Annotated in this window: 23 protein-coding genes and 2 pseudogenes; 5 read left to right on the forward strand and 20 right to left on the reverse strand. The window is 56.6% G+C overall.

Annotated elements, in window-relative coordinates; genetic code table 11:
- Nucleotides 1–17: 17 nt before the first annotated feature.
- Nucleotides 18–221 carry a preprotein translocase subunit SecE gene (secE, locus tag AC0V8S_RS23790; protein ID WP_010909260.1) on the reverse strand — a complete coding sequence of 68 codons (204 nt, stop codon included), beginning with the start codon at nucleotides 219–221 and terminating at the stop codon, nucleotides 18–20.
- Nucleotides 222–1056: 835 nt separating this feature from the next.
- Between secE and AC0V8S_RS23795 the strand changes: the two genes are divergently transcribed.
- Both AC0V8S_RS23795 and AC0V8S_RS23800 read left to right on the forward strand, forming a co-directional pair.
- On the forward strand, nucleotides 1057–1281 hold the full coding sequence (locus AC0V8S_RS23795; RefSeq protein WP_475433714.1) for a hypothetical protein: 225 nt from the start codon (nucleotides 1057–1059) through the stop codon (nucleotides 1279–1281).
- Nucleotides 1282–1428: 147 nt separating this feature from the next.
- Nucleotides 1429–1605 carry a hypothetical protein gene (locus AC0V8S_RS23800; RefSeq protein ID WP_475433715.1) on the forward strand — a complete coding sequence of 59 codons (177 nt, stop codon included), beginning with the start codon at nucleotides 1429–1431 and terminating at the stop codon, nucleotides 1603–1605.
- A gap of 559 nt (nucleotides 1606–2164) precedes the next feature.
- On the opposite strand, the gene proB is transcribed toward AC0V8S_RS23800, so the two are convergent.
- The 13 genes and pseudogenes from proB to AC0V8S_RS23865 form a co-directional block, all read right to left on the reverse strand.
- Nucleotides 2165–3019: a glutamate 5-kinase gene (gene proB / locus AC0V8S_RS23805; RefSeq protein ID WP_475433717.1), complete on the reverse strand. Its 855-nt coding sequence runs from the start codon at nucleotides 3017–3019 to the stop codon at nucleotides 2165–2167.
- Between the two features lie 154 nt (nucleotides 3020–3173).
- Complete coding sequence (locus AC0V8S_RS23810) at nucleotides 3174–4397, reverse strand: ATP-grasp domain-containing protein (protein WP_475433719.1); 1224 nt, start codon at nucleotides 4395–4397, stop codon at nucleotides 3174–3176.
- Nucleotides 4398–4451: 54 nt separating this feature from the next.
- Nucleotides 4452–4625 carry a hypothetical protein gene (locus AC0V8S_RS23815; protein ID WP_475438763.1) on the reverse strand — a complete coding sequence of 58 codons (174 nt, stop codon included), beginning with the start codon at nucleotides 4623–4625 and terminating at the stop codon, nucleotides 4452–4454.
- A gap of 222 nt (nucleotides 4626–4847) precedes the next feature.
- A complete protein-coding gene (locus AC0V8S_RS23820) occupies nucleotides 4848–6446 on the reverse strand; it encodes a M81 family metallopeptidase (protein ID WP_475433721.1) in 1599 nt (532 codons plus the stop codon).
- 68 nt (nucleotides 6447–6514) lie between these two features.
- Nucleotides 6515–7846, reverse strand: a complete 1332-nt coding sequence (locus AC0V8S_RS23825; RefSeq protein ID WP_475433722.1) for an FAD-dependent oxidoreductase — start codon at nucleotides 7844–7846, stop codon at nucleotides 6515–6517.
- A gap of 133 nt (nucleotides 7847–7979) precedes the next feature.
- Complete coding sequence (locus tag AC0V8S_RS23830) at nucleotides 7980–8606, reverse strand: helix-turn-helix domain-containing protein (protein ID WP_475433723.1); 627 nt, start codon at nucleotides 8604–8606, stop codon at nucleotides 7980–7982.
- A 2-nt stretch (nucleotides 8607–8608) separates the two neighbouring features.
- Nucleotides 8609–9591 (reverse strand): annotated as a pseudogene (locus AC0V8S_RS23835) (Ldh family oxidoreductase).
- 69 nt (nucleotides 9592–9660) lie between these two features.
- Complete coding sequence (locus AC0V8S_RS23840; protein ID WP_475433724.1) at nucleotides 9661–10524, reverse strand: ATP-binding cassette domain-containing protein; 864 nt, start codon at nucleotides 10522–10524, stop codon at nucleotides 9661–9663.
- A complete protein-coding gene (locus tag AC0V8S_RS23845) occupies nucleotides 10521–11507 on the reverse strand; it encodes an ABC transporter ATP-binding protein (RefSeq protein WP_475433725.1) in 987 nt (328 codons plus the stop codon). The genes AC0V8S_RS23840 and AC0V8S_RS23845 overlap by 4 nt, the downstream gene beginning before the upstream one ends.
- Before the next feature lie 9 nt (nucleotides 11508–11516).
- Entirely contained in the window at nucleotides 11517–12323 is an 807-nt protein-coding gene (locus AC0V8S_RS23850; protein WP_475438686.1) for an ABC transporter permease, read from the reverse strand.
- Between the two features lie 87 nt (nucleotides 12324–12410).
- Nucleotides 12411–13328, reverse strand: coding sequence for an ABC transporter permease (locus AC0V8S_RS23855; RefSeq protein ID WP_475433727.1), 918 nt, complete (start codon nucleotides 13326–13328; stop codon nucleotides 12411–12413).
- A 60-nt stretch (nucleotides 13329–13388) separates the two neighbouring features.
- Nucleotides 13389–14909 (reverse strand): ABC transporter substrate-binding protein, encoded by a 1521-nt coding sequence (locus AC0V8S_RS23860; protein WP_475433729.1) that lies wholly within the window; start codon nucleotides 14907–14909, stop codon nucleotides 13389–13391.
- A 77-nt stretch (nucleotides 14910–14986) separates the two neighbouring features.
- The gene (locus tag AC0V8S_RS23865) at nucleotides 14987–15994 is read right to left on the reverse strand and encodes a dipeptidase (protein WP_475433731.1); all 1008 of its coding nucleotides are present in this window, start codon (nucleotides 15992–15994) and stop codon (nucleotides 14987–14989) included.
- Between the two features lie 745 nt (nucleotides 15995–16739).
- Here AC0V8S_RS23865 and AC0V8S_RS23870 point away from each other — a divergent pair.
- Nucleotides 16740–17016 (forward strand): annotated as a pseudogene (locus tag AC0V8S_RS23870) (transposase); the annotation flags it as partial.
- A gap of 273 nt (nucleotides 17017–17289) precedes the next feature.
- Here the strand turns inward: AC0V8S_RS23870 and AC0V8S_RS23875 are convergent.
- From AC0V8S_RS23875 to AC0V8S_RS23900, 6 genes are all read right to left on the reverse strand, one after another.
- On the reverse strand, nucleotides 17290–18162 hold the full coding sequence (locus AC0V8S_RS23875) for a PhzF family phenazine biosynthesis protein (protein ID WP_475433733.1): 873 nt from the start codon (nucleotides 18160–18162) through the stop codon (nucleotides 17290–17292).
- The gene (locus AC0V8S_RS23880; RefSeq protein WP_475433735.1) at nucleotides 18159–20864 is read right to left on the reverse strand and encodes an AMP-binding protein; all 2706 of its coding nucleotides are present in this window, start codon (nucleotides 20862–20864) and stop codon (nucleotides 18159–18161) included. Before AC0V8S_RS23880 ends, AC0V8S_RS23875 begins: the two co-directional genes overlap by 4 nt.
- A gap of 1043 nt (nucleotides 20865–21907) precedes the next feature.
- Nucleotides 21908–22585, reverse strand: a complete 678-nt coding sequence (locus tag AC0V8S_RS23885) for a DUF6602 domain-containing protein (RefSeq protein WP_475433737.1) — start codon at nucleotides 22583–22585, stop codon at nucleotides 21908–21910.
- 44 nt (nucleotides 22586–22629) lie between these two features.
- Nucleotides 22630–23568 carry an AAA family ATPase gene (locus AC0V8S_RS23890; protein WP_475433739.1) on the reverse strand — a complete coding sequence of 313 codons (939 nt, stop codon included), beginning with the start codon at nucleotides 23566–23568 and terminating at the stop codon, nucleotides 22630–22632.
- 10 nt (nucleotides 23569–23578) lie between these two features.
- Nucleotides 23579–24082 carry an HORMA-1 domain-containing protein gene (locus tag AC0V8S_RS23895; protein WP_475433741.1) on the reverse strand — a complete coding sequence of 168 codons (504 nt, stop codon included), beginning with the start codon at nucleotides 24080–24082 and terminating at the stop codon, nucleotides 23579–23581.
- Between the two features lie 4 nt (nucleotides 24083–24086).
- A complete protein-coding gene (locus tag AC0V8S_RS23900; protein ID WP_475433743.1) occupies nucleotides 24087–25052 on the reverse strand; it encodes a CBASS oligonucleotide cyclase in 966 nt (321 codons plus the stop codon).
- A gap of 101 nt (nucleotides 25053–25153) precedes the next feature.
- Here AC0V8S_RS23900 and AC0V8S_RS23905 point away from each other — a divergent pair, with 101 nt between their 5' ends.
- A complete protein-coding gene (locus AC0V8S_RS23905) occupies nucleotides 25154–25507 on the forward strand; it encodes a helix-turn-helix domain-containing protein (RefSeq protein ID WP_475433745.1) in 354 nt (117 codons plus the stop codon).
- Between the two features lie 3 nt (nucleotides 25508–25510).
- Nucleotides 25511–26395 (forward strand): ImmA/IrrE family metallo-endopeptidase, encoded by an 885-nt coding sequence (locus tag AC0V8S_RS23910; protein WP_475433747.1) that lies wholly within the window; start codon nucleotides 25511–25513, stop codon nucleotides 26393–26395.
- The last annotated feature ends 149 nt before the right edge of the window (nucleotides 26396–26544 follow it).

The raw sequence follows: 26544 nt of genomic DNA on the forward strand, positions 1-26544 counted from the left end.
CTCCGTAGTCGCCGGACTTAGCGTCCAATGCCCAGAATCTGTTCGATCGCGAGGCCCATCAACTGATCGGCGCTAAAGAAAAAGATCATCGCAATCACAGCGAAGGCCAGAACCATCACCGTCGAGATCATCGTTTCGCGCCGCGACGGCCAAGTCACCTTGGCGGTCTCCGAGCGAACCTGCTGGAGAAAGACGAAAGGATTTGTGGTTTTCGAAGCCATATGCCGCTCTGTCTTCAAGACCCGTTGGCCGGGTCCCCTGGATGATCCCGCTGGCCGGGACGTGCCGCCTGAGCCCAGTCTCGCGCCGAATCAGCGCAATCATTTCGCCCATGCAAATCAGACGCGTAAAGCCGGCTTCCCAGCTCCACGCGTCGCGTGTCTGTTCTGTCTACATAAAACCGATTCTTGATCCACGCAAGTGGCAAGTGTCCGCTTTATGACCAAACGCCGCCTCGGAACCATCCAGTCGTTCCGTCCCGGCTATGGCGCCCTTATGCCCCAATCGGGCTAATATGGCAAGCGTGTCGCCGATTTTCAAAGGGCGGTCCGCGGAAATGTCGTTTCAGATGGCCATTTCGGAAAATGGCACGGGCAGCAGGGCTCGAACCTACGACCTGCGGTTTTGGAGACCGAAACGCCTTACCACATCTCGTTGTTTATAAAGCGATAATGACAGGTTTTGCAATTGATGTGCAAGGATTTGTGTAACGAAAGCTGGCCATTTCAGCCGATTTTTTGGTCCCTCACTTACTTATGTTCAGCACTTAACAGGCAGGCACCAATCATCGCTGGAGTGCCCGGCATCTCTTTGCGCGGGAAAATCGCTTGGTCGGGTCATTCTCTCTGTTGGCAGCTGCGGCTGTCCTGATAATTCCGTTTGAACGAGCTCAGGCGAGGCATTTCTTGCATCGAGAGCGCGATGATCAAATGACAACCGCGATCGGCCAACTCAGCAAGGCAAAGTTCAACGATGCGCCTTTTTGGCGCGGGGACGGGCCGGGTGACTGGCGGCAATCGCATATCATCTCGAACGCAAACTCCGTCGAACATTGGGTTGGACGAGATGCGCATCCCTGGCAAAAATGCCGAGGATTCCCTGCCTGGAAAACGGGCGGACGAGGTGTTGCGAGCGATCCGGAACGCGCTGACCCATGGGAGCATCATCTATCTCAACAAAGACGGTGAAGAGCGTGACGGCGATGTAGTTCATTACCTCGCTTTTCTTTCACGCTATGAGGAAGGCGCGATCAGCAGGCCCAAGCCGAAACCTACCGAGTGATCATCACGACAGAGGACGAGTTCTTGCGGTTCATAAGGCTCTGGGCGGCATGGATCAACGGCCCTGCCATCGACGACCGCGAGATACACGCGGCATGACCATCCCGCGCGTTCCGGGGCAGATGGTGACTATGGCGCAGGTGTCAGCATGACTGCAGGACCACCGGAACGCATCAAAGACCTTCTTGCGGCGGTTAAGCCGCTGGCGGCCGAATACTACCAACTGACCGGAAAACCGCTTGGCATGACCGGGGAAGTTGCCGAGTCCGTGGCGGCGACCGTCTTGGGGCTCGAACTGGTCCCTCCCCCGCACAGCCGGTTATGACGCCATCCAGCAAATTCCTGCAGGTCCGGAGCGGATCCAGATCAAAGGTCGCGCTTACGACCAGGCCGGCAAGCGCAGCCAGCGCATGGGCCAGATCAAACCGGCAGGCCCCCGCGATACCGTGATGCTGGTGTTGCTGCACAACGCCACCTTGGACCCTGTAGAGATCTGGGAAGCCCCTTTTCTCGCCGTGGTAGCGCGCTGGCCGAGCCCGGTTCTATTTCCCGCAACGAGCGTGGCGCGCTGGCCGTGTCAGACTTCAAGCGACTGGGACGGCAGGTTTGGCCCATGAGTGAGACACAAGCATGAGCAACTACGTGTTGTTTCAAATGTGGCGACCCTACCGGCAGTCTCTGATCAAAGGGCACCAGTTCTACGTCGAACAGGCCCGCAGGCGCGTGCTGTCACAGTTTGAGAGCTCCATGTTGTATCAAGTGACCGACCTCCACTGGGCCATTGCGCCAAGGCGATGGTCTCTGCTGGAGCTGGCTGCCTCTCAGCACTGCAGGCGCTCTTCCAAACGATGATCGCCCTCGCAATTCAAAGGGCGAGGACTTCTTCAACGGCCCCCGCGTGCTGCCGTCTCCTTGGCGGGCGGAATAAACCATGTTGATGGCGCACCGTTCTCGATCGCAGCGAGCGGGTAAGATTTGTTTCCTTTCGCAATGACCACGTTGCAGCCCGCGTCCATGGCTATCCTTGCTGCCATCAACTTTGTCACCATGCCGCCCGAACTATGGCACCCGGAGGAAAGGCCGGCCATGGTTTCTATCTCCGGGGTAATGCACCGCACCTCTGGGATCATACGAGCCAACGGGTTGTCGTGTGGATCTTCCGTGAAGAGGCCATCTACATCGGAAAGCAGAATGAGAACGTCGGCTTCTGCAATTTGCGCGACCCGTGCCGCCAGCTGATCATTGTCACCTAGACAGGTCTCGGGCGTTGCGGTCGCGTCGTTCTCGTTGATAATGGGTACAGCCCCAACTTTGAGGAGTTGTTGAAAGGCTGACCGCGCATTCAGGCGGCAACGCTGGTTGTCTATATCTGCGCGGGTCAATAGCACCTGCCCCAGGCCAAACCCATGGCGTTTCAAACTCTGTTCATAAGCCAGCATCAGTTGAAACTGACCAATCGCAGCGGCCGCTTGCTTCTCCTCAATTCGCAAAGATCTGGCCGACTCCTTGAAGTGCCGTGATCCAACCGCGACAGCACCGGAGGTGATGATGATCACCTGCTGGCCGCGAGCGAAAAAACGGACGACATCCTCTATCAACGTTTCAAGCCAAGGACCGCGTATCTCTCCGGTCTCCATATCGGCAACGACTGCGGAGCCGATCTTGACGATCAGCCGGCGAGCCGAAAGCAGCTGGACCGTGCTCGTTGCATGACATGTCTCTCTAATCTCTTTTGGCATTCAACAGCGATTCAGTTGCGAGCGGTTAGAAACAAAATTAGGCATCTAGTCGACTTGCGTCTCTCTCGTGCCTTGCATCAATTTTTGGACGACGATCATCTTCTAATCTGGGTCCGCCTGCCCTGATGCGTAGGGTGAGGGCCGCTGTGGGTTTCTATTCGCCAATGGTCGGAAATGGTGCGATCGACCAATCGATTAAATCGACGGCACGATGAAGCGTCGCTTCGGTTAGCGCACGACTGGGTGAGGCGACGATAACATGTCCGATCCAGTCCCGGTGATCGCCTTTCCTGACGATCGGCGTATTGGGTCCAACATAGAATTCGACCTCGGCGACGCCTGGTACAGCAATCGCCCGATTGTCGCCGTCGATCCAATCGAGGGTGCCATCGCGATCAGGTACTAGGATTCGCGCAGCCGCAACCTGCGGATCCCTTCTGCGCAAATCCGATTGTTCGCCGATGACAAGCTTGATGTGCTCTGTGACAAGATCGAGCCCGTAAGTTAGCTGAACCAGTTGAGGACCGGGCGCACCACCAAGACGCGGATTAACTTCAATGACGACTGGGCCACGCTTCGTCCACCGGAATTCTATGCAGGTTGGCCCCCAGCCAAGGCCGAGAGCGCGCAAACACCCCAGCGAAACGTCGACGATACGCTCTTGCTCTTCATCAGTCAGTAGGGCCGGCAGGGTGAATTCGCGAAACACGAAATACGGTTCGGGGCCGAACTCACCGGCGTAAATCCCGATGACCTCATCTCCCATTATCTCGGTGCCAAAGTATGGGCCTTGTGCGAATTCTTCGACTAGTATCCGCGGCGAAGATTGCCATATGTGCTTTCCGCCTAACAAATAGGTCGCGTGTTCGGCCAACTCATCGACGTTGCGGCATAATCGGACACCGCTGCTACCGACGCCTACGGCTGGCTTAAGAATTACTGGCAGCCCAATTTCAGCGGCAGAGCTATCTATGTCCGCCGCATTCGCTGCCAAGCGATAAGCAGGCACTGGAACGCCGGCCTCCGCGAGGAGCTGACGTTGGGTGAATTTGTCGCAACATCGTTCAACCGATGTAGGGTTTGGTCCCGGTAGATCGAAATGCCGGCAAAGCTTGCCCACCGTCGCATAGACCGACTCCTTAGCGCACGTAATTCCGGCAATGTCATAGGTCGCACGCAGCCGGGAACATTCGCCGATCAAAGCATCGAGATTGGCTGTATCGACGTGAATTGCCTCAATCCCTTCCGCCGCAATGTAGTCGTACTGCGCCGGATCAGCCGACAGAGTAATTGGAGAAAGGCCAAGCCGCTGGGCCGCCTGGACGTACAACAGACCAGTCCTCGAGCCTTCAACAAGGATAAGCACTCTTTTGGCCATTAGCTGTTGATCCCGAGTTGCGTGCCGTGCCTCAGTCCGAAGAGTAAATCGACGTCAGCCATTTTGGACGCGCCTAATCTCAGACCTTGTCGCGAAGGTATCATCGTCGGCGATTTGCGGTTGTGAAGATTGCGTGAACTTATTGTAAACGCCGGTTAATACGGCTTCCTGGGCATCGGAGACGACGAGCTTGACGCCGCGCAGGCCGCGACGTGTCAGCTTGCGCAAGAACTCCGTCCCGATCGGCTCGGCAGCTCGACCTCGCGCGGGCCGTCGGATTGACACCGACGGGCGATGATGACCGTGACCGATCCGCCCACCGCGGCGGACCTTCAGGTAAGGGGCCTCGAGCGTAACCGCCGGAAGCTGCCCATAGAAGAGGGAGAGCTGTCGCCGTATGGTCGGTTACTCTGCAATGGACTGATTTTGCGAGCCCGGGTCCAAAAGTTGTTACTCTCGGCTCTCGGCAATTTGAAACTCACTCCGCTGACTGGCCATCGAGATCGGCATCCTGCGTACGCCGTGCCGCAGGTTCTTATAGTCAAGAATGTCATTCCGGCACCAATGCGCTCCAGGGGACTCCACCGTAAGAATCTCTTCGGCGATAGGTGCAAAGTCGGCACGGAAGTGAACTGCGCTTTTGACTGCCACAACCGACTGTTCCCTCGGCTCTACCCCAACCGCCCGCAGCAGATCCTGATCGAGACACTGATAGCGGACACTTGCCACGACGACCTGTACGCTGGATCCAGGGTCAAGGATGAGCAAGCGTGCCATGCGCCCAAGATCTACTTGCGCACCGCCGAGGCACGGGCCATTAGCCGTGAATACTCCGTCGGAAAGTGCTTCGACACGAACTCTAGCGTAGTATGGTTCCGAATCGTAACCGTAGCGTCCACCAAGTCGCACGTGGATTTCAGCGCCCAGACCTGCGGTGTGGGCTGCTTCTGCAGTTTCTGGATCCCAAAGCAAGCCAAGCACACTATTTCGAAGGCCACCCTCTACCATACCCTTTAGAAGCCCGATGGTATCTGACGTACCTCCACAGCCAGGGTTGTCCTGCACATCGGCAAGGACAACGAGCGAGCCTATGCGCCCCTTGCGAGCAGCACGTTCGACAGCTTCCTGTACATCAAGCAGCTGCATTTGGAATTGTCCCTCAGCATCCACGATCTCGTTCAGTTGCATATCTACCGCCGCAGCAACCGCTGCCTCGTCGACTCCATAGGCGACAACTGCCGGTCCGCATTCGCGAATATCAGCCAACGGGAAACCCAGCGCGACGTCTACGTTTAGAACTGCTCCTTTGACTCGTCCCGGCAGCTCAGCATAGAGCGATATGCATGGCTCTAGCTCGGTACACTGGGCAGGCAACGGGATCAGGAATGGCGTCTTCCGGAACGCTTTGATGAAGGGCCTCCCGTGGCGAATGCGCTGCTCCAGTAAACTGAAGGCGCGTCTGCCAGTGTCAGCCATGTCTATGTGAGGGTAAGTGCGGAAAATAGTAATACCGTCGGATAGCTCGACCATGGCCTCGGTGACATTGGCATGAAAGTCCAAGCTGATCACGATTGGCATATCTTGGCCGACGACTTCTCGCACGCGCCTTAACAATTCCCCTTCCCCGTCCTGATTAGATTCGACGACCATCGCGCCATGCAGGTCTAGATAGATCGCGTCGAGAGCACCTGCGCGGGCGATCCCATCACAAATCATTCCTGCAATACGCTCAAAGGCGTCATCTGAGACGAAGCTAGTTGGTTCCGCAGCGGCCCAGACCAGGGGTATCAACTCATACGTATCCTTCGCAGAGCTGATAAACCCCCCGATGGGAATTTCAATCGGAGGAAAGACATCGAAAATGGCCGCACCGGTAGTCATAGCGGGCCAGCCGTCGGCACGAACGAAGTCGTCAAAGGAGGCGCCGAATGGAGCAAACGTGTTGGTTTCGTGTTGAAAACCAGCGATGGCTACGCGTGGGCGACCCGATTCAGAGCTGGCGAAGGTTGTCGGCGTTGAATGAACCATATCTTGACCTTTGAACTTCATTTGATGGGTTCCAAATAGGCGAGCCTCACGGTGGCTGGCCTGTGAGTTGCGACAAAAAACCCTGATACTCATACAAGCCAGGGGGCCGTTGATGACACGTCGTTCAGTGAAGGCTGTTCGCCCGTGATCCTCTGCGCTAGAAGCTCACCGCAACCAAGGGACATTGTCCACCCAAGCTGCCCGTGCCCCGTGTTGACACAAAGATTGTGGAATCTGCGGACCCGGCCGAGATAAGGAGGACCTGCCGCTGTGGTGGGGCGCAGACCAGCCCAGAATTCAGGCGTCTCCAAATCCACCGCATTCCCGAAGGACCGTCGCACATAATCGGCTATCCTTGAGGAGCGTGCTTCGGGAATAGAACGATCGTGCGCCGCAAATTCCGCGATCGCTGTCACGCGAAGCTTTCCGCCGTAGACGGCTACGGCCAACAATTCGGTCTCGTCAACATAGGGCAGCGTAGGCACTCCGGAAGGATCGGTGATCCTCCATGTGCCCGAATAGCCCTTGACTGGGTAAATATTGGGACGAAAGCCGAGAGGACGGGTTAAATCGGGCGTTTCGACACCTGTCGCTAAGACGACTGCCGCACACGATATCTCCCCATGGTCCGTTATGACCGCCTCGATGGTGCCTTTTGCACAGCGGAACCCTATGACACGTGTGTTGAAGTACAGGCTTACCTTGTGCATTCGGGTCAAGTAAGCAGCGGTGCGCTGGGTAAACAGCCGGCAATCACCCACGGAATCCATTGCACTGAACAGCCCACCAACTAACCGGTCGGACATTCCGGACAATCCGGGTTCGCGCGAGATCAGCGTGTGACGATCCAGCACCTCGACGGAGCCGCCGGCGCTATCCCCGATCGAGGCCACATAAGCTTCGAATTGCACCTTGTCCTGAAACAGATAAAGGCCGCCCCGGTGCCGGATCTCCTTGGGAAGCCCCATCTCGGCCTCTGCCGCGGCGACGAGACTACGGCTAAATCGGCTCAAACGTTGCAGCTTGTAGGTGTTCCTATGATGAGCGGACGGGAGACAGTTGAGCAGGAATTCAACTCCCCAGCGCCAGAGCGCTGGATCCATTGGGCGGGTTACCTGGACCGCTGGGTCACGCCCCGTTATTGCCCTTATTATTGAGCCAATTGCTTCCGGTCCTGCCCAAGCCTTCGCATGGCCGACAGCGATAATACCGGCGTTCGCTCTGCTGCACATTTCGGCCGGACCGGATAACGCATCAATGACCGCCACATTTTTGCCGCGCCTTGCCAAAGCATATGCAGTCATCATTCCGGCGACACCTGCGCCGACCACGACGATGGGCCGGCAGCCATCGCGAATTGCGTCACTCATGAAACGACCTTCGAGAATATCGAGACTAAGATCATTCGCTCGCTCGCCCAAGCCCGAACTCCGGGCACACCGACTAAGAAGCACAGACTGGTCGAGTGCCTTCTGTCGGGAGCCGGTGTCTCGATTTGCCAGAACCGCTTTGCCTAAATCGATTAGTGCCTTTGCGACCTCCGAAGGGCAAAAATCAATTGTCGCGGATGGACATGTCCTGAACTAGAACCCCATGAACGCGGGTGGCGATCCACAATATCAATGCATCATCCTCGCTCACGGACACTAGCGCGTGGCCCATCGCTGAATCATAATAACTGCTGTCGCCAGGTAAAAGACGAACAGGTGCATAGTGTTCTGTATACAACATTACCTCACCCGACACCACATAGAAGAATTCCTCACCAAAATGCCCCTTGATTTCAGCAAAGTCCCCGATACTACGCGCCCTTATAAATGTCAGCAGTGGCGTGAACTCTTTCGTCGCGAGACCCGCGCATAGCATCTCGTATTCATAATGTGGCGTAGACTGAACGATCCCTTCACCCGCGCGTGTAATCACCATGCGGCTCGTTGCGCTGGTCTTTGGCGTGCTACCAAAAAGCTCCGTTACATCTACATCGAGCCCGACCGCCAAACGCAGGATTGTCTCGTATGTTGGTGAAACCTGACCATTTTCTATTTTTGATACTGCAGAAGGGGACAGTCCTGATTTCTGCCCCAGATCATTCAGGGTTAGCCTGAACTTTTTGCGCAGCTTATGGACCGTGACGCCTATCTTTGGGTATTTAGCGTGGTTTGCATGCTCTAGTAGCGCCATCTCTATTTCACTTCCATTGCATCTTTCGTCAGCCTTTCAAGAATAGCCGAGGAAATTGATATATGAGTTTTGCTGCGGATGCGCCATCGACGCATTCCTGGGTAGCTTTCCATTCCGGCGTCTCGGAGCATTTCGACAAACCGACTACTTCGATCGGAAAATGCGCCTAGCGCGGACGAAGCGGTCGGGTCGATTCCTATGATGATTTGTCCAGTATGCGGCGTCTGGGCGCCGGGATGAGCGGACCAGTCCACCTCCGAGGAGAATTTGCCCCCCGTCAATCCGGCGACCATCAATTCGACCATGAGAGAAATCGCCGAACCTTTGTGTCCACCGAAAGGCACGAGCGCTCCACCATTGAGAATCTTGTTCGGGTCGGTCGTGGGCTCGCCGTTGCTGTCCACCCCCACGCCAGGCGGCAACGAACGACCTTCGCGAGCCGAAAGCTGAACGTCACCATTGGCAACCGAGGTCGTTGCAAAGTCAAAGACCAACGGAGCTGCTCCTCTGACGGGCGCGGCAAAAGCGATAGGGTTAGTCCCGAGAAGTGGTTTCTTCGCGCCCGCCGGGATTGAACAACCGAAGCTATTCACCATCGAGATCGCTATCAGCCCCTCCTGCGCGAAGGGCGTTACATCTGGCCAGAGCGCGGCGAGATGATGCGATCCGTGTATGGAGAGCAGAGCGATGCCGTTTTCGCGGATTCGCTGAACGAAGATGTCCCGCGCCGCATGCAAGGCGGCCTGCGCGAAACCATTCTTCGCATCGACGAAAATGTGACTGGCTGCTTTTGAGCGAATCTGGGCATTGCCGCGCCATCAACCCAACCCGAACGCAGAGATGAAACGTAACCGTCGACCCGGAATAGGCCATGGCTAAACGACCCAGCCGCCTCCGCGCCGGCGCAATTTGCTGCAAGAATAGCGGCGGTGGTGGAAGAGCAGCCATTGATTTCAAATATCCGCGTCAGAAGGCCTTCTAACACCTCCAAAGAAACATCAACGGGGCCATGGTGAACGTTCAATGTGTTGCCTCTTATACCAGATTTTCAGAATCACGGGACAATATAAGAAGGATGGTCACGCATCGCTTGGCGTGCGGCAGTGTCAACGCTCAGATTGGGCACTCCAATTCCTGGGGCGACCGTCAGTGTCGAGTTGAGCAGAAGCTTTGTATAGGGATGCCGTGGCTCTTTGAAGATACGCTCAGACATATCCATTTCGACAATTCGGCCAAGGTACATGACCGCAACGTGTGTCGTCATATGTTGTATCACGCCCATATTATGGCTGATGACGATATACGTCAGATTGAACTCTTCGCGCAGCTCCAAGAGCAGGTTGAGCACCTGGGCCTGCACCGACACGTCTAGCGCGGAGGTCGGCTCGTCGCATATCAGCAGCTTGGGACGTGTGATCAGGGCCCGGGCAATGGCAACGCGCTGCCGCTGGCCCCCTGACATTTGGCTAGGATAGGCGTCGAAGAAGCGTAAAGGTAGGCCCACAATGTCGAGGATCTTTCGCGCGCTTTCTTGTCGCTGCGCGGAGGTGCCCTCGCCTCGCAAATAGAGCGGATAGGCCACGAGCTTGCCCACGGTCTGGCGCGGATTCAAGGAGGAATAGGGATCCTGGAAAATAAAGCCGACGCGCTCTGCGATCTGCCGCCGTGTCAAGCTTACGGCCGGCCGGGCATCCAGCAGAACTTCCCCTTCTGTAGGGGTGAGCAGACGCAGCATTATTTTCGCAAGCGTGCTTTTTCCGGACCCAGACTCTCCGACAATCCCGAGAACGTCGCCTTTCTCCACACGGATCGATACCTTGTCTACGGCACGTACCGGCTCGCTTTGGCCGAAGATACCTCTCCGCCCGCTGAATTCGTGCGAGACGTTGCGCAACTCGAGAACGGGATGGTCGCTCATGCTACAACCTTCAGCCGGATTTTGCTTTCACCGACCTTTATGCACCGGGCCTCGTGATATTCGCCGATCTTCTCTAGCCGAATAGGCTTTCTGCAAGCGTCTGAGGCCAGAGGACACCGGTCAAAGAAATGACAGCCCTCCATTCGGTTCAGAAGCGACGGTACCGTGCCGGGTATCGAAGGTAACGGCTTCATTCGCGGATGCGTGGGATCGGGGACGGAACCGAGGAGCGCACGGGTATAGGGGTGGGACGGATTACTGAACAGCTTCTCGGCGGGCGCCGCTTCGACCACCTGGCCAGCATACATAACGAGCACTCGGTCGGCGATGCGCGAGACAAGTCCCAAGTCGTGAGTGACCATGATCATCCCCATCCCAAACGACCTTTGCAGATCGATGAGCAGCCGCAACAATTCAGCTTGAATCGTTACATCCAGCGCCGTGGTCGGTTCATCCGCCACAATCAGCTCGGGTCCGCACATAAGCGCCATGGCGATAACGACACGCTGGCGCATGCCGCCCGAAAGCTCGTGCGGGTAATTGTTCAACCGCTGCACGGCGTTGGTAATTCCGACCCGTTCGAGCAGATAGATTGCCCGCTCCTCGGCCTCCCTGCGGGACGCCTTGCGATGGGCACGATAGACGTCCGACAACTGGCGTCTGACCGTGTGCAGCGGATTCAGCGCCGTCATCGGCTCCTGGAAAATCATCGACAGGCGGTTGCCCCGGAGGACACGAAGTTCGGATTTTGAGATCCTTTGCAGGTCGACCCCGTCGAAGGTCATCTCTCGCGCTGTTCGCTTCGCCACCTTGGGCAAAAGCCCTAGAAGAGACAGCGCGGTGATCGACTTTCCACAGCCCGATTCACCGACGATGCACAGAGTTTCGCCCTTGGACACGCAGAAACTCACATCCTGCACGGCGGCAAGGGTTCCGTTCACCGTAGCAATGTCAATGTTTAGGTTTTCAACGTTGAGTAGCATTGGCCTTCCTCAATTCCGTCCCTCTGGCGACAGTACATCGCGCAGACCGTCGCCTAGAAGGTTCGTGCCAAGAACCAAGACGAACAGAAATACGCCCGGAATGGTAATGAGCCAGGGCTCAAAGAGGATTTGAGCTTTGCCTTCGGAAATCATCAGCCCCCACGACGGAAGGGGCGCTGGCACACCGAGACCCAAGAACGAGAGCGCAGCCTCGAGGATCATCGCCTGTGCCATCTCGAGCGTAGCCACTACAACGAGATTGTTGAGGAGGTTCGGAAGGATCTCGTGACCGATAATCTGCAGCACGGAGGCGCCCTGCAATTCCGCCGCGGTTACGAATTCGGAAGACCGCAACTGGATCGTCGTGGCCCTGGTTACGAGCGCGAACCGGTCCCAAAGTAGGAGGCCGAGCGTCAGCATAACCACCGTCAACGAAGAACCTACGAGCGCCACGACAGCCAATGACACCAGAATAACTGGCATCGCCAGGCGTGCAGTGATGATGAACATCGCGACACTATCGACCTTACCGCCGAAATAGCCGGCGCAAACACCGATAGCAGTTCCGATGAAACCGGAAACGACAGCGGTTCCAACCCCAATCACAAGCGAGATTTGAGCCCCATAGATGATACGCGATAGATAGTCGCGGCCCAGCTGATCCGTGCCAAGTGGGTGCTCCCAACCGCCGCCTGGGAGCCATATCGGGGGTGTAAACCGGGTTGTAAGCGACTGCAGATAGGGGTCATAAGGCGCCAGCAGCGGCGCAAACACAGCCATGACGATGACGACGAATAGAACCAAGAGCCCAAGCATCAGGCCGCCGTGCCTGAGCCAGCGCACTAAGCTGCTCTTTTTTTGCAATCGATTCCGAGCTTCCCCCGGAATATGCTAATGCTTCGGTCATTTGCGGCGCATCCTTGGATCAAGCATGGCATTAAGCATATCGGCGAGTAGGGTCATCGCGACGTAGAAGAGCGAGAAACAGAGTACGAGCGCCTGGACAGTCGGCAGGTCGGCTCGTGATATGCTTTCCCAGGCGAGGGATCCGGCTCCGTGAATGGCGAATACGTTTTCGACAACGACAGAGCCCGCCAGCATGAAACCGAACTGCGCTGACGCCAGACTGATAACGGGCAACGCCGCATTGCGCAGGGCGTAGTCGAACAGAACTCGCGTTTCAGAGAGGCCCATGGCGCGCGCAGTACGGATATAGTCGGCTTCCAGTGCCGATATCATGCCTGAACGGGTCAAGCGCATGATCGCTGGCGTGGCGAAATAACCTAGGACAACGGTCGGCATGATGAAGCTCTGCCACGACGCGGTTCCCGACGCAGGCAGGATCCCCAGCTTAACCGAAAACAGGATGATCAGGAGCAGGGCAAACCAGAAGCTGGGCATAGCCTGGCCAACAACGGCGAAGAGCAAAGCCAGCCGGTCCACGAGACTGTTTGGCCAACGGCCCGCGACCACGCCCAGAGGTACAGCGATGAGCAAGGCCAGGATCAGCGCGAAACACCCCAGCCGCGCGGTCATGGCGAAACGATCGAGGAGAAGTGTCGCGACCGGCTGACCAAAATAGAGGCTTGTCCCGAAATCTCCACGAAGAACGCCGGAGAGCCAGTGCAGATACTGAACAATTATTGGTCGATCGAAACCATAGAGGTGCCGAAGGCGATCAGCGTCGGCCGCGGTCGAAGCCCGGCCGGCCAAAGCGGCTGCCGGATCACCGGCCGCGAAGATCAGGGAATAGGCAATAAAAGATACGAACAGCGTGAGCAGACAAGCCATGACTATCCGGCGAATGGCGAAGTGCAACATCGAGCGCTCCTAGCAAAAATCACGCCGTCCAGCCGCGCAAGGCGGCTGGACGGCAGGAGATCACTTCCATTTCGCGTCGTAGAATGGAATGAACTCATCGGGATTGATGTGAAGATCAAGGTCTTTCGACATCGCGGTGTTCATACTCCATACCCAGAGCGGAACCCAGTAGGCCCGATCCGCGATCAGCTTCAGCGCCTTCGAATAGAGCGCTTTCCGGCGATCCCTGTCCATAATCTTGGAGGCTTCAACGATTGGCGCCACGATCTCCGGGTCATTCACAACATCGTCGCCAGTGCCTGCGAAGAAGGCACCGACGCTCAAGGCGACGTCGCCCACACCATAAGAGCCCCAATCGCTGTAATACATGTCCTGCTTGTGGCTGCGCCACTGCTCTACGCCCGCGGCATATTGAAGGTTGTTGAGCGCCAGGTTGATTCCCACCGCAGCGAGATTGGCCTTCACCGCTTCCGCCACTGCCACGCCTTCGGAAGAGATGACCATGCTCAGGTTGAGGCCCTTTTCCAATCCGGCTTCCTTGAGCAGTTGCTTTGCCTTTTCCGGATTGTACTCATAGGTGGTAACGTCGATCTCGCAGCCGAACTGTGCCGGATTGCACGCCGAGTTGATGATTGGAGAACTTTCTCCCTTAAACGCGTCGCGTATTTCCTTGCGGTTAATAGCGTAGTTGACCGCCTTGCGGACGCGAACATCGGCGAGCGGAGAGTCGGGCACGTGCGGGTCCATGCTGATTTCGTCGAAACGCATGATTGGCGAACTTTCCACCTGCACGCCGGGTTGGCTTGCTAGACGCTGGATGTCATCGTTTGGTACACGCCAAATCCAGTCGATGTTGCCACCCAGCAATTCGGCATATTGTGTATTGCTTTCCGGCAGGACGCGGAAGTTGATCTTCCCGATCTTCGGATCTTCCTTTTGTCCGCCCTTGTAATAGTCCGCGAACCGCTCAAGTTTGACGCCGACGCCAGGCGTCAGTTCAACCAGTTTGTACGGTCCGGTTCCGATTGGCTTGACCGCCATTCCCGCCGCACCAACCTTCTCGTAGTAGGCCTTCGAGTAGATCGGTACATTGCCTGCGAGCATCTCCAGCGCCAACGGATAAGGCGCCTTCATTGTGAGGCGAACGGTGTCATTGTCCAGCTTTTCAGCCTTGTCGATCCAATTTACAGCGATGGCATATTTGGCACCAAAGTCAGGGCCGGAAACCAGGTTGAGGGTGAAGACGACGTCGTCAGCAGTTAGCGCATCCCCGTTGTGGAATTTGACGCCCTTTCGAATCTTGAAGTCGATCTGCGTGTCGGAAGTGAAGTTGTACGACTCAGCCAGTTCCGGAACAAACTTACCGCTCTTGAAGTCCTTGGAGATGAGGCCATCGTAAAGAATGCGGCCGACAGAGAGTGCTTCACGGCTGGTCGCGGTATAGTAGTCCAGTGTCTCAATCTCGTTGGTAAAGGCGACGTTTAGCGTGTCGTCCGCCTTGCCCGCGAAAACCGGCTGGTTGAGCGTCATAAGGGCAAGGAGGCCCATGGCGGCTTTGTATTTCATCGCAGTGATTTCCATAGCATTTCCCCTGTTACTGACTAGTATTTAATGGCTTCTACATCCGGCCCTTTACTCTTGTTGTTATGCCTCGGTCTTCATTCTCCCCAGATGGTTTCGTAAATCCGCAGCAGATTCTCGCCGTAAATGTTTCGAATGCCTTCGGCGGTAAAGCCACGCCGCAGCAGAGCTTCTGTCAGCGTCAGCATGGTTTCGGGTGTCTCGATGCCTGCCGGATAGAAATGCGGCGGCTCGGGATAGGCTTCGGGACTCCAGATATTATCGGCGAGACATTTCCGGTATTCTTTCAATGAAGTGGCATCATCCATATACGGGAACTGGCCGCTGTAATAATCGATGCCGAGCGTGACGTGCTGCGTGCCGACAAGGTCGCACATGTGAACAATGTGATCGATGAACTGATCGATAGTCGGACGCTTGTCGCTAGAAACGAACCCAGGGAAGCCCACCACTCCAACGGTGCCGCCGTTCTCAGCTATTGCCTTGATCAGCTCGTCAGAAATGTTGCGGGGCGAGGGATGGACCGATTTGGCATTGGCATGCGAAATAATCACCGGCGCCGAGGAATGTTCGATTGCGTCCATCGTCGTTCGAAGGCCGGTATGCGAGCAATCGACGATCATGCGCGCTTGATTCATTCGCTCGATTACTTGCAGGCCAAATCGGCTCAGGCCACCGTCCGTATGCTCTTCGCAGCCATCGCCGATCCGGTTTTTCACGTTGTACGCCAGTTGCATGACGCCAACGCCCAAAGCTTTAAAGGCATCGATCAGATCGAGGTTGTCCTCGATCGGCTCAGGCCCTTGGAAGTGCAGGATAATGCCCGCCTTGCCCAGCGCCTTCGCCTTGCGGATATCGGCAGCAGTACGGACAAGTATCAGGTCGTCGCGCTCTCGAAGTAGCTTATGCCACGATCCGACCGTCCGCAGCGTCGCCCCAGCGCCGTTCCAATACCCGACGGTGGGTGCGATCGCGGTCAGACCGCCCGTCCTATAGGCAGAAATCGTGCTCGTATCGTCCAGCAGTGGGCATACGGCATCGATGATGATTGCAGCCTCATGCAATTGTTTCGTGGTGGAATCCATTCAGTTCCTCTCTCTCCCTTGTGTCGTGCCGTCTGGTCGAAGCCGGTAGCGCCGAACTCGGTCCAACCGGGGCAGCGGCAAGTAGACGGCGGCCCACGCCCTGCACGCCCTTTCCACGATGTAATTTTCCTGTAAGAAATTTTTATCACTTTGGCAACAAAAATGTCATATTGTTCATATCTAAAAGGCGGTCACAGTGAACCTGCCGCGCCTGGAAGCGTAGCGACGGCTGCTGATAGGTGTTCGATTTCAAACAGTGTGGGCGTGTCGCCGTCGAAGACGGTGAGCGCGTTGCCCACGCTGATCTGCGAACGCATCGCCGGAGCACGCGAGCTCAACGCGATCTACCTCGACCCGCATGGTCGTGGAATCGTTGAGGACGGAGTAGGTCAACCGCTGCGGCGCGTCCGGACGCTAGACCGCAAACTCATGGACTGAGGTATCGCTATGTGACGAGGTCCGATTCAAGCCCTCTTTTGGCGTTTCCGGACCGGATCGCCCTCTAGAGATCTCCACCACCAAGTCCTTGAGCGCGGCGCTCGACAAACCATTAGAGCGGTAACACAACAGCTGCGGCATCGCTTGATCGAGTCAGAAACAGCTGGCTCGGGTTCCGTAAGCGGTGATGCGGCTGCTGATCGACCAGAAGGGCCACTTTGTCGCGGACGCGCGCGCGGTCGCGCGGTATTGCCCTCGGGCCTGGAAACGGCAGCGTGGGGCTGTTCCTGGAGGAAGTGGCAAGGAAGTAGCCGAATGGCAGAACCGGCCGCTCGACCTCTGCTATCCGCTGGTCTTCTTCAACGGCATTCGGGTCAAGATCAGGGTCGATGGCTTCGTGTGCAACAAAGCGGCATCCTGCCCGATGGCAGGATGGAGATACTGGGCATCTGGGCCGAGCAGACCGAGAGGGCGCCAATTTCCGGGAGCGCGTCACGAACGAGCTGAAGAACCGCGGCGTTGCCGATCCCTGATCGCCGTCCGTCGACGGCCTCAAGGGCTCTCCCAAGGACACATTTCCTCAAGATCCCGCCGGCTCAGATTGCAGGCCAGTACCGGTGCACGCACAGTAAGATCACTAAGCGTTCGAAAGGTCACCCCTGATCATGCACGACGCCCGGCAACAATGCTGGCCACCTATGCCACGCTCGCCGTACCCAAAGTTGCAACGGAGCCCACTCAAGGCAACGGATCAGGTCCACCTTACTTGGTTCCGCTGTGCTATTCCCCCAACTGCAAGCGCTATCCCCAAACGCAGACGCCAATTCGTGGTGCGCGTCTCGCGAGTCCCGTGCCGACTATCGATCGCCCCCCAGCTTGGCTTTTCCTCCAACGATGACGCGTCCATCCGATGATGAGAGCTCAAGGATTCCGCCGCTCACCGATGCCTGCAGCGCGCGCAAATCCGTTCTACCAAGGAGCCTCGCCCAATATGGATAGAGCTTGCAATGCGCCGACACACAGACTTGATCCTCATCAATTGCGATTCTCGGCGAAAGAAATCTTGATACGAAATCAAATTCCCTGAGCGCTCCACCTCGATCAACCAGAGCCGTGAGAGCAACACCGCGGCAATCGATCTGAGCTATGCTTTGAAAATTCGGCACATAGTTAAGCACGACATGTTCGTTGTCGACGACAACGACATAATCATCATATGCCTTCCGAACCTCCTTAACCTGGATACTCATGCATCGTTGGACAGCTTCGTATTCCGTCGGGTCGGCAGGAGTCGTCTCGATGACCGGAAGGGCAACTTGTACGACGTCGTCTTTCCGCCAAGCCTCGAGAAGCCCGCTCCGGGAGTGATAGAAGATTCGATTGGACCGACCATAACCGGCGCGAAACAGCCAATATGTCGCCGCCAATGTTCCATGTCCACAGAGGTCCAGTTCGGAATTTTGCGTGAACCAGCGAATTTCAAAATGGTCTGTCTCCTCCAAGGCGCGAAGAAACACTGTCACAGGCTGGCGAAAACGTTGCGCCAGCTGCAGACACTCAGCCCTTGCTGGATAACTCTCAAAAAGCACAACTGCCGCCGGATTGCCGGCAAAGCGGCCGTCCGCAAACGCATAGACCACTCCCGACGGTGGATCGCCGCCCGTACCGCTCGCATCAAACATTTCCTCGCTCAAGGCTCGCGGTAGAATAAAACCTCTTCTGGCTGTCATGTCTCAACTCCCGAAATCCTCGATTCAGGACATGTCATGTTCCGGCCACCGTTCAACTCCAGGCTAAGATCTCGGTGCTCTACGCTTGGATACGCCTGCCGCGCCTCGGCTCTGGCCCTTTGATGTAAGAACCCGAATGGTTCCGTCCGCATGATGGGAACCAGCTTGGACTCCATGTCTATTGCGTCTACCAACCTCGCGGAGGTCCCAGCTATTGCGAACTGCTGCAGAACATCTCTCATCTCGTGAACGTCGCGCGTGGTGTCGTGTGCTAGAAACGAATACTCGGGTCGGCCCTTGATGTCGCGAATATAGATGGGCGTCGACACGTCAATCGGGCCGCCTCCGAAGTCGGCGAGCCCTTGCAAGTTAATCGTCTTACTGTAAGGCACATCCGCCAAGAGTTCGCACCGGTGCACATGAGTAAAGCTTGACGTGCCTAGGCCGACAATTAAGCCAGCGGAACGGCTTATTTCACCAAAAATCGAGTCGTCACCGAACGGACTGCATTTCCACCAATCGGCTTCGCATAATTCCTGAGCTCTCGGGCCGGTCACGACCATGGAATAAGCGGGATGTTTGGTGCGCCCAGCAGGAAGCTCTCGCATTACAAGATCTGCCAAAACCCCTGTTTCGGATTTGGTCTCCGTCCAATGAAAACGCTGCGTAGTGCAGTAGCTCAAAGTGAACGCTGGGAGAATAACGGTAGACGACGCGGAGACGCGCTCTATCCCTTCAAGAAGAGTGGTCGTTACCTCCTTGGCGCTCACATTCTTTAAAGCAACAAGCGAGGAGTGCAGTACAACCGTGCTGGGGGCCCGATTTTCAATGTATTCGATAATTTGCGCCAACTCGTCCCGAAATTCGGCACCCTGCCCGCTCTTCCCTGTGGTGCTCGCATGAGATCCGCTGCGACCCACCGGTTGGATTCGCCTTGCCCACTCCCCGAGCGACAAGTCTTGCTCTTGATAGACGTCCTCGCCAAACATGAGGCCGGCTTCGGCCAACTTGAGTTGGATATCGAGGAAGTTCAGTGAATCTATGTCGCACTCCCGAGCTGTTAGACTGGGAAATACCCATCTTCCCTTTGCGGCGTGTACCGCTTCCAGCAAGTGATCCAACGGAGACCCCGCGGAATGTTTTGTCTGAGGTGTGGCATGGGTCATGTTCGCCCTGAGCGCCTCCTTGGCAATCCTGTCAAGGGCGTGCTGATCGAGTTTTCCATTGGCAGTGAAAGGAAGCCCGGCAAGAGGCACAACGAGCCCCGGAACACGATCATTCGGCAGGACATCCGACAGTCGCCGATGAACTTTCACAACGTCGGCGTCCGCGGGCGTCACCATGCAGACCAGATCCTGGCCCTTGTGCTCGTCTTTATCTACGACGATGACCGCTGAATCCGTGCATAGGCCCGTCCTGTCGATGGCGCTGGTAATCTCCCCTTTCTCCAGCCGGGTTCCTCGATATTTGATCTGATCATCGTTTCTTCCCAGAAACCGCAATCCATTTTCTTCCGTTGCCACGACATAGTCACCCGTGCGGTACAGCACTTGTTCGCCATCAGCCGTCATGAAGGGCACGAACCGCAGTTTCGACTGTGCTTCGTCCGCCACGTAGCATTGGGACGTTTGCGCGCCTCCCACCCAGAGCTCGCCCTCGACCTCAAAACCAACGTCGGAATTGCTTTCGTCAAGAACATAGAAATCAACGTTGCATGCTGGTTTGCCGATGAACATCGGAAGGTCGACATCGCCACGGCGGCAATAGTGATAGCTAACGGCTACACAGCACTCGGTTGGCCCGTAGCTGTTTACTAGCGTCGCGTTGGGAAGAATCGAGTAAAATCGCCGCCTAACCGAGTCTGGCAAGGATTCACCATTGCAGACCACATATTTGAGATCCGTGAACCGCTCCGCAACATAGGGAAGACGTTCAAGAGTTCCTAGGAAGCTTCGCAGCAGTGTTGGAACCATCTGAAGGACGTTCGTGCCGCTTTGAACTAGGAACTCAATCGTCTGAATGATCTGCGCTTGCAGTTGCGTAGTGGGCAAGACAATTGTCCCGCCGGTCGCAAACGGTACGAAGAACTCGGGGATTGAGACATCGAATGCTGGTCGAGTAAGCTGCGAAATACTGTTCCCCTCCGAGAAACCGATCATCTCGATGTACCAGTCGATCAAATTCAAAAGACCTGCCTGGGAGACCGGTACCCCTTTCGGGATTCCCGTGCTCCCGGAGGTGTGCATGATGTACGCTATGTCTGAGAACGCTGAGTTGATGCCTTCGCGCGTCGGAAGACGCTCAACGCGCATCGAGCCACTTGGATCCGGACTAATGATCGCTTTAGCGTTCGTGTTGCGGACGATATGATCCAATCGCTCGTTAGAATCCGATGGATCAATAGGCACGAAGACAGCGCCCAGCATTTGGGTAGCAAGAATGACCGTGACAAAATCAACTGATCGGGGGAGTTTGACAATAACCGCGTCGCCGGGGCGGATGCCGATGGCCTCGAAGCGCCTAATAAGACTGGAGGCGGACGTCCCCAGCTCCCGGTAGCTTATGTCGCCGCCCTCGTTCGTACGCACAGCCGTGTTGGCCGCAAATTTATCCAAAGTTTTGGCAATAACATCGCCTATGTGGTCGTCGCCAAAACGTAACGGCCGGCGCGGACCGGACAGGGTCGGCATTAGAGTTTGCATCGTAGGCATCTCCATTGCAGTTTTCCGTCAACCGCCCTTCGGTTTACATGGGACGCTTCGCGGTGAAGAGGCCCATTCCCAGTCGGCAGGCCGCGGGAGTGCGGCCAATCTCATTTCGTCTAGCGTCGCGACTTGGGAGCTTCAACAATCGTGCCAATTGCGCCGAGAGAGCGTCAGAACAAATTATCTGCAAAGCATTCAATGGTTTAAATTGTGCAGCAGGACATCGGGGCTAGCGATATCGTGTGCGACCTCGACAAACTCGACACAGTTGTCGGGTTACCGAAGTTTTCCAACGCTGTCGGTTTGTCGATTAGAATTCCGTCGCGATGTACCTGCAGATGCGATCGATGGCAGAGCGGTTGAGGACGTGGTCAATGCGCTCAACGATGCCGTGCATCTCCTTTCCGCCGGCGCATGGTTCGGCCCCTTCTCCGCTGCTCATTGTGCTTTCGCAGTCCGGCCATTGAAAGTTAGCTTGATCGCCAGAAAATAGTATCGTGAATGAGCCGGGGCAGATCGAGGGCATCCCCGTCGCGGTATTTTATCAGCCAGTCGTCCTTGTGCGCGTCGCCGCTAACCTCAAGACTTAGGTAAAAATTCGGGTCGCCGTGGTGATTGCTCACGTCAACCCTCCCCTTCCCATCAACCACGAGGGTTGTGACAAACAACGGCTCGGCTTGAGCGGACGACGCTTGAAAACCCTCGTCATAAAGGTGGTGACCGTCACCGATCCGGCAGCGAGAGTAATAAGTTGCGCGCGTGAAAGGCTTTGCAAGTGGGACTCGGATAGCGTTCGGGAAATCCGCCTTGATCCTGTCTTTCAGGAAGCGGATCGCAGCCTCGCCGTCGATCGTGGTGTGGTGACCGACGTTACGTGCGTGGTCACAGCAGTCGCTGCAGTCGAATGGCAGGAAGATGTTGAAGATCGTCTCGTTCAGCGCAGAAGGCTGCTAGGCTCAGGGTTAAGGCCCCCAGTGGTCGTTCGACGAGAGAAGCGCGGATGCCTTGGAGCATCTTGGTTGGGGCCAGAACCCTTAACCTTATTTGGCGAGCCACTCGGCGTAGGCCTGGACATCGATCATGGGCACGGTGCCGCTGAATTGCAGCTGGGATATCAAATCGAACAGAAACGCCGTGGCCGGACGGTTTGCTGGAAACAGCGCATAATCGCTGTCTTTGGGATTGTACCGGAAATTTCCATGAGCGGCGACGCAGCCCATGTTGAGGCGCTGGTCCCCAACTCCCTTTTCAAGCGCTTTCTGAAGCGGAGCGCCCAGAGGCGGCGTCCAGTCGCTCTCAAACGTTAAGATCCCTCCGAGAATCGGAATCGGCGGCTTCGCGGCGTAGGTGCCGCCGGCGTGGGGGATCGGCAAACTTGTCCGATGTAAGGTCCGAACAGAGGCAACCTTCTTCTGCGCGTAGTCAACCTGCTCCGCGTTGATCGACTGCTTCGCTTCAAAAACCGCGTATACGCTCTCGGCAGGGACGATGATCTGGCCCTCGTATTTGAAGATGAAGGGCGAGTACTGTCGGTCGAAAATGACGATGTCGATTTGGTCACTGAATTTGTCGGTGCTGTCGACCACATGCGCGGTCTCGGCTTGATAGCGCTGCGGCAGATAGGTTTGCAGCAACTTCAGCCAGACCGTCTCGCTGGCATTACCTTTGGTGACCGGGTGGCCAAAGACGCCGCGCGATGTCTCCAGACGTTGTTGCATATCGTTGTGCAGGCCTTCAAGGAGGCGCGGAAGGGACCAAGTAGTCACGATGTTGCCCCGTCCTGGAATGGCGGGGTAGCGAGCATCTTCGATGCAATTTCTGCTGCTCGTGCCGGCCTGACTGCCGACGCCGGATAGGCATCCAGAACAATCGAAGGCAGAAGGCGCTGCATGATATCTGAAAACGTAAACCCAAAAGGCTGGTCTCGTCGCGGCCCCGTTGCAGCGACGAGTTCTCTGATATCAGCCACCGAGAAGGCCAATTCGGATAACGCTCCGGACAACAGGGCACGCCGCTGAGCATCGTTCGGCCGCACGAAAGACAGAATATCGGCGGCACGCCGCTTTACGGCGGGGTCGAGGGCGCTCAGACGGTTCGTGCACATAATCACCGCAGCGGGCAGCGCTGCATTGGCAATCCTGTCAATGCCCCGGATAAAGGCATTCACCCCTGCCCTATCTTCATGGTGCATCTGCGCATTCTCGCGCGACTGGGCAAGCGCATCAGCCTCGTCGACGAGCAAAATGACGCCACCGCGGGCCCTGCCAGCGCCCTTGAGTTTCGAGGCTTCCGAAATCGTGAAATCGAACGCCGAGGTAAGAAGCTGGGTCATCTCGCCGACACGCCCCTGCCCGCGAGCCGACAGGCTGAGCGGCAACAGCGTAATTTCAATGTCTTCCTGGCGCGCCACGGCATCGCCAATGGTTTCCGCGAGTTCCGTTTTGCCCGAACCAACGTCCCCGGCAAGAACCACAAGGGGCGGGCGACGAAGAACCGTGGTGAGCAAACCCTTCATCTGCGGATGATGCTTCCGTGCCCATGCCTCAAGGCCGGACGGATTGACCAGCAACGAAAGGATCTTGGTAAGCCGCGAGATTTGATCATCGAGGCCCACCAATCGGGCTAGCCGATCACGTGCTGCAAAATCTGGGTAAGAAATCCGCCGTTCGAATACTCCGTCGGTCATTGTCACAGCGTTCATGCCCATGTCCTTACTGTTGCTCGGTTAAGTGCTTGGCCACCTGCCGAATAAACATTGTCATTGCTAAAATAGCCCGAGACCCCCGGTTCCGGAGCCCCGCCCGGATAAATGGCAAATTTCGCTCGATCGCCTCGCGTTCGGAGACCGAGAGGGAGCGCCAAGCCGCAGTGAAGGTCAAATAGGAAGCGAAGGTGGCACCGGTAATGTTCGCTCCAGGTCGGACACGCCCCGGATCATCGTCGGTCGCACTGGCACCCGAGAGCTCCTGGGCCGTGTAGCGCAATGTCGGCTCGATCCAGTCATCATTACGCTGGTAGCCGTAAGTGACCATATCGATGTACTTGCCCTTGAGCAGCGGGATCAGTTCGCGTTCATAGTTCGCAATGGAAGCGTCACTCGGCAGCCCGTAGAAGCGCTGCATACGCTTAAGGTCGGTCGCGACCTTTGCCGCGATGTGCTGGGCGTGAGTAACGGTGAACGTCGCGGTATCGGTATAGGTAAAGCTTTGCGTCATTGGGTTACACCTGAAAAGCCGAGCCAAAAACTTTTTGCCAGTAATAGACGGTCTCTTGTTTCGTCGGCGCCGCGCACGCCGCATCGATGGCGTCACCCGCGTCAATCGCCGCTTCCACAATCGCGTCCACGTTCTGGGCCGTGTAAAGTCGGCTCACATTGTTCTGGGCGTTCACCGGGTCGATGATTTGCATCGGCTCCGAGAAACTGCTGACCGTGGACGGCTTGTAGTAATCTGAAAAAACGATTCGTTCGCGAAGACTGCTGGTCGCAATGTATGTGAAGAAGTGCTGCAGAGCCTCAGGATAGTTCGAGAAATCGGCCCCCTGATCCTGAAGATGAGCCAGAATCATTTCCACCATGAAGGATTTGAACCGGAAGCCGTCCCGCTCCCGCTTCATGACCCGCGTCCAGAATTTCGCCAACCGCACCACCTGAGCGAAATGCGTCTGCTGTGCGGCCTTGCGCTTGCGGGAAAACTCCAGGTGCAGGGGTATGCTGGTTTTCAGGAACGAACCGTCGTCCTGGCTGACCAAGTTGCCGTACCACTGTGGATCTTCGTCATAGAGGATCGGCACCACATCGACGTCGAGGCCAGAGCCGCGGAACGATACAGTAACGCTGTATGTCTGCGGCTGCACCTGATCCGGACTGAAGTTGGGAAACGCTTTCCGCAGCCGTTCTGCCAGATATTGGAGAAGAGCGTCGACATCACGGGGAGCGTTCGCACCACTGATATAGCACGCGACGTCAATATCATTCAGCGACCGGAGAGCCGTACCCTTGGCAAGGCTGCCGGATAGCAGCATCTTCCGGAGCGTGAAATCCGGATGTTCATAAAGGTAGCCCTCGAGTTTCTCCCGAAGCCGTCGTGCCTGGGCCCGATACTCGTCGGCCTTGTCCTTGGGCAGATTCACCTTTTCGTCCGCGAAACGGACAATGTCGGCGTGGGCAACATGAAGCAGGCTCATCGATTATGTTTTCCTTGCCCTTGTCGGGTTAGACATGTGATACATGTCTATATATAGGCGCTTCGTTATAAGTCGTCAAGTTCAACATGTCGGAGTAGACAATGCCTGACGAACCTCTTCCCTCCGTAATTTTTCAACAGCGGTTGCGCAAAGCACGCGAAATCCGGGGCTGGAGCCAAAGCGACCTTGCTACCAATGCAGGGATGCCATCCAGCTCGATCGCACATTTCGAGACGGGTAGCAGAAAACCGTCTTTCGATACCCTCAGGCGCCTGGCCAATGCGCTGGACATGACCACCGACTTCTTGTTGGGTCGCGTCGAGGATCCGGGTCTGGCCGAGGCCGGCGACCCGCTTTACCGCGACGTGGGCAAACTAACCGGGAGCGACCGCGAGATTGCGCGCGATTTTCTGAAGCTGCTTGCCGAGCGAAATGCTGCCAAGAAAGGCGAATGACCCATGAGCAAAGGCTTCCGCTTAGTCCTGGCGAGGCAGGAGGCCGAAAATTTCCTGAAACAGGAAGCAATCACGTCGCTACCGGTCGATCCGTTCGCCATCGCCAAGAGTCGCGACATTACGGTGGAAGGAAAACCTGAAAGTGCCGAAGGTGTATCAGGGATGCTGCTGCGCTATGGCGACACCTTTGGCATTATCTACGGCACTCACATCCCATCCCCCGGATTTCAACGATTTAGTGTCAGCCACGAGCTCGGACATTACTTCTTGCCCGGCCACCTGGACCACATTTTGCCAAAAGACGGGGCACACGTCTCCCGGGCCGGATTTGTCACGGCCGACTCCTACGAACTTGAGGCTGACCATTTTGCGGCCGGCTTGTTGATGCCCGCGACGCCTTTCAAGCAGGCCATCGGCCGTCACGAACCGGGTTTGGACGCGATAATAGCGGTTGCCGGACTGTGCCAAACCTCGCTTACGTCGACAGCCATTCGCTTCGGAGAACTGACGGATGCTGCTGTTGCGGTCATCCTCAGCACCGGAAACACCATCGACTACTGTTTCTTGTCGGATGCGATGAAATCTTTGCCGAAGTTGGACTGGCTGCGAAAAGGAACACCACTCCCATCTGGAACCTCTACAGCCGCTCTTGCCGGTGATCCTCGACGCGTTCTGAGCGGAGACCGCGTGAGCGAGGAAACCGACGTCAGGGACTGGCTAGGAGGCACACGGAAGGCTGTGGTCACTGAGGAATCTATCGGACTTGGGAGCTACGGCAAAGTGCTCACCGTCCTCGTCTCCACCGAAATAGGCCAGGAGGAAGAGGAGACGGAAATCTCCGAGGAAGATGATCTTATCGAGAGCTGGACTCCACGCTTCCGCCGATGATTAGGCCGCTTCCGCTGCAGATTTGCGCGGCTTGTGCCGAACGACCACGTCAACCTTGTAGTCGAGCCGGTCCAGGCACGGCCCGGTTCCAGGTCGTCACGCGGCCTGCCTTCATGCGGGGTATCGCCAATCCGGCACCGCGCCATGAT

The sequence above is a fragment of the Mesorhizobium oxytropidicola genome (genome assembly GCF_056174625.1).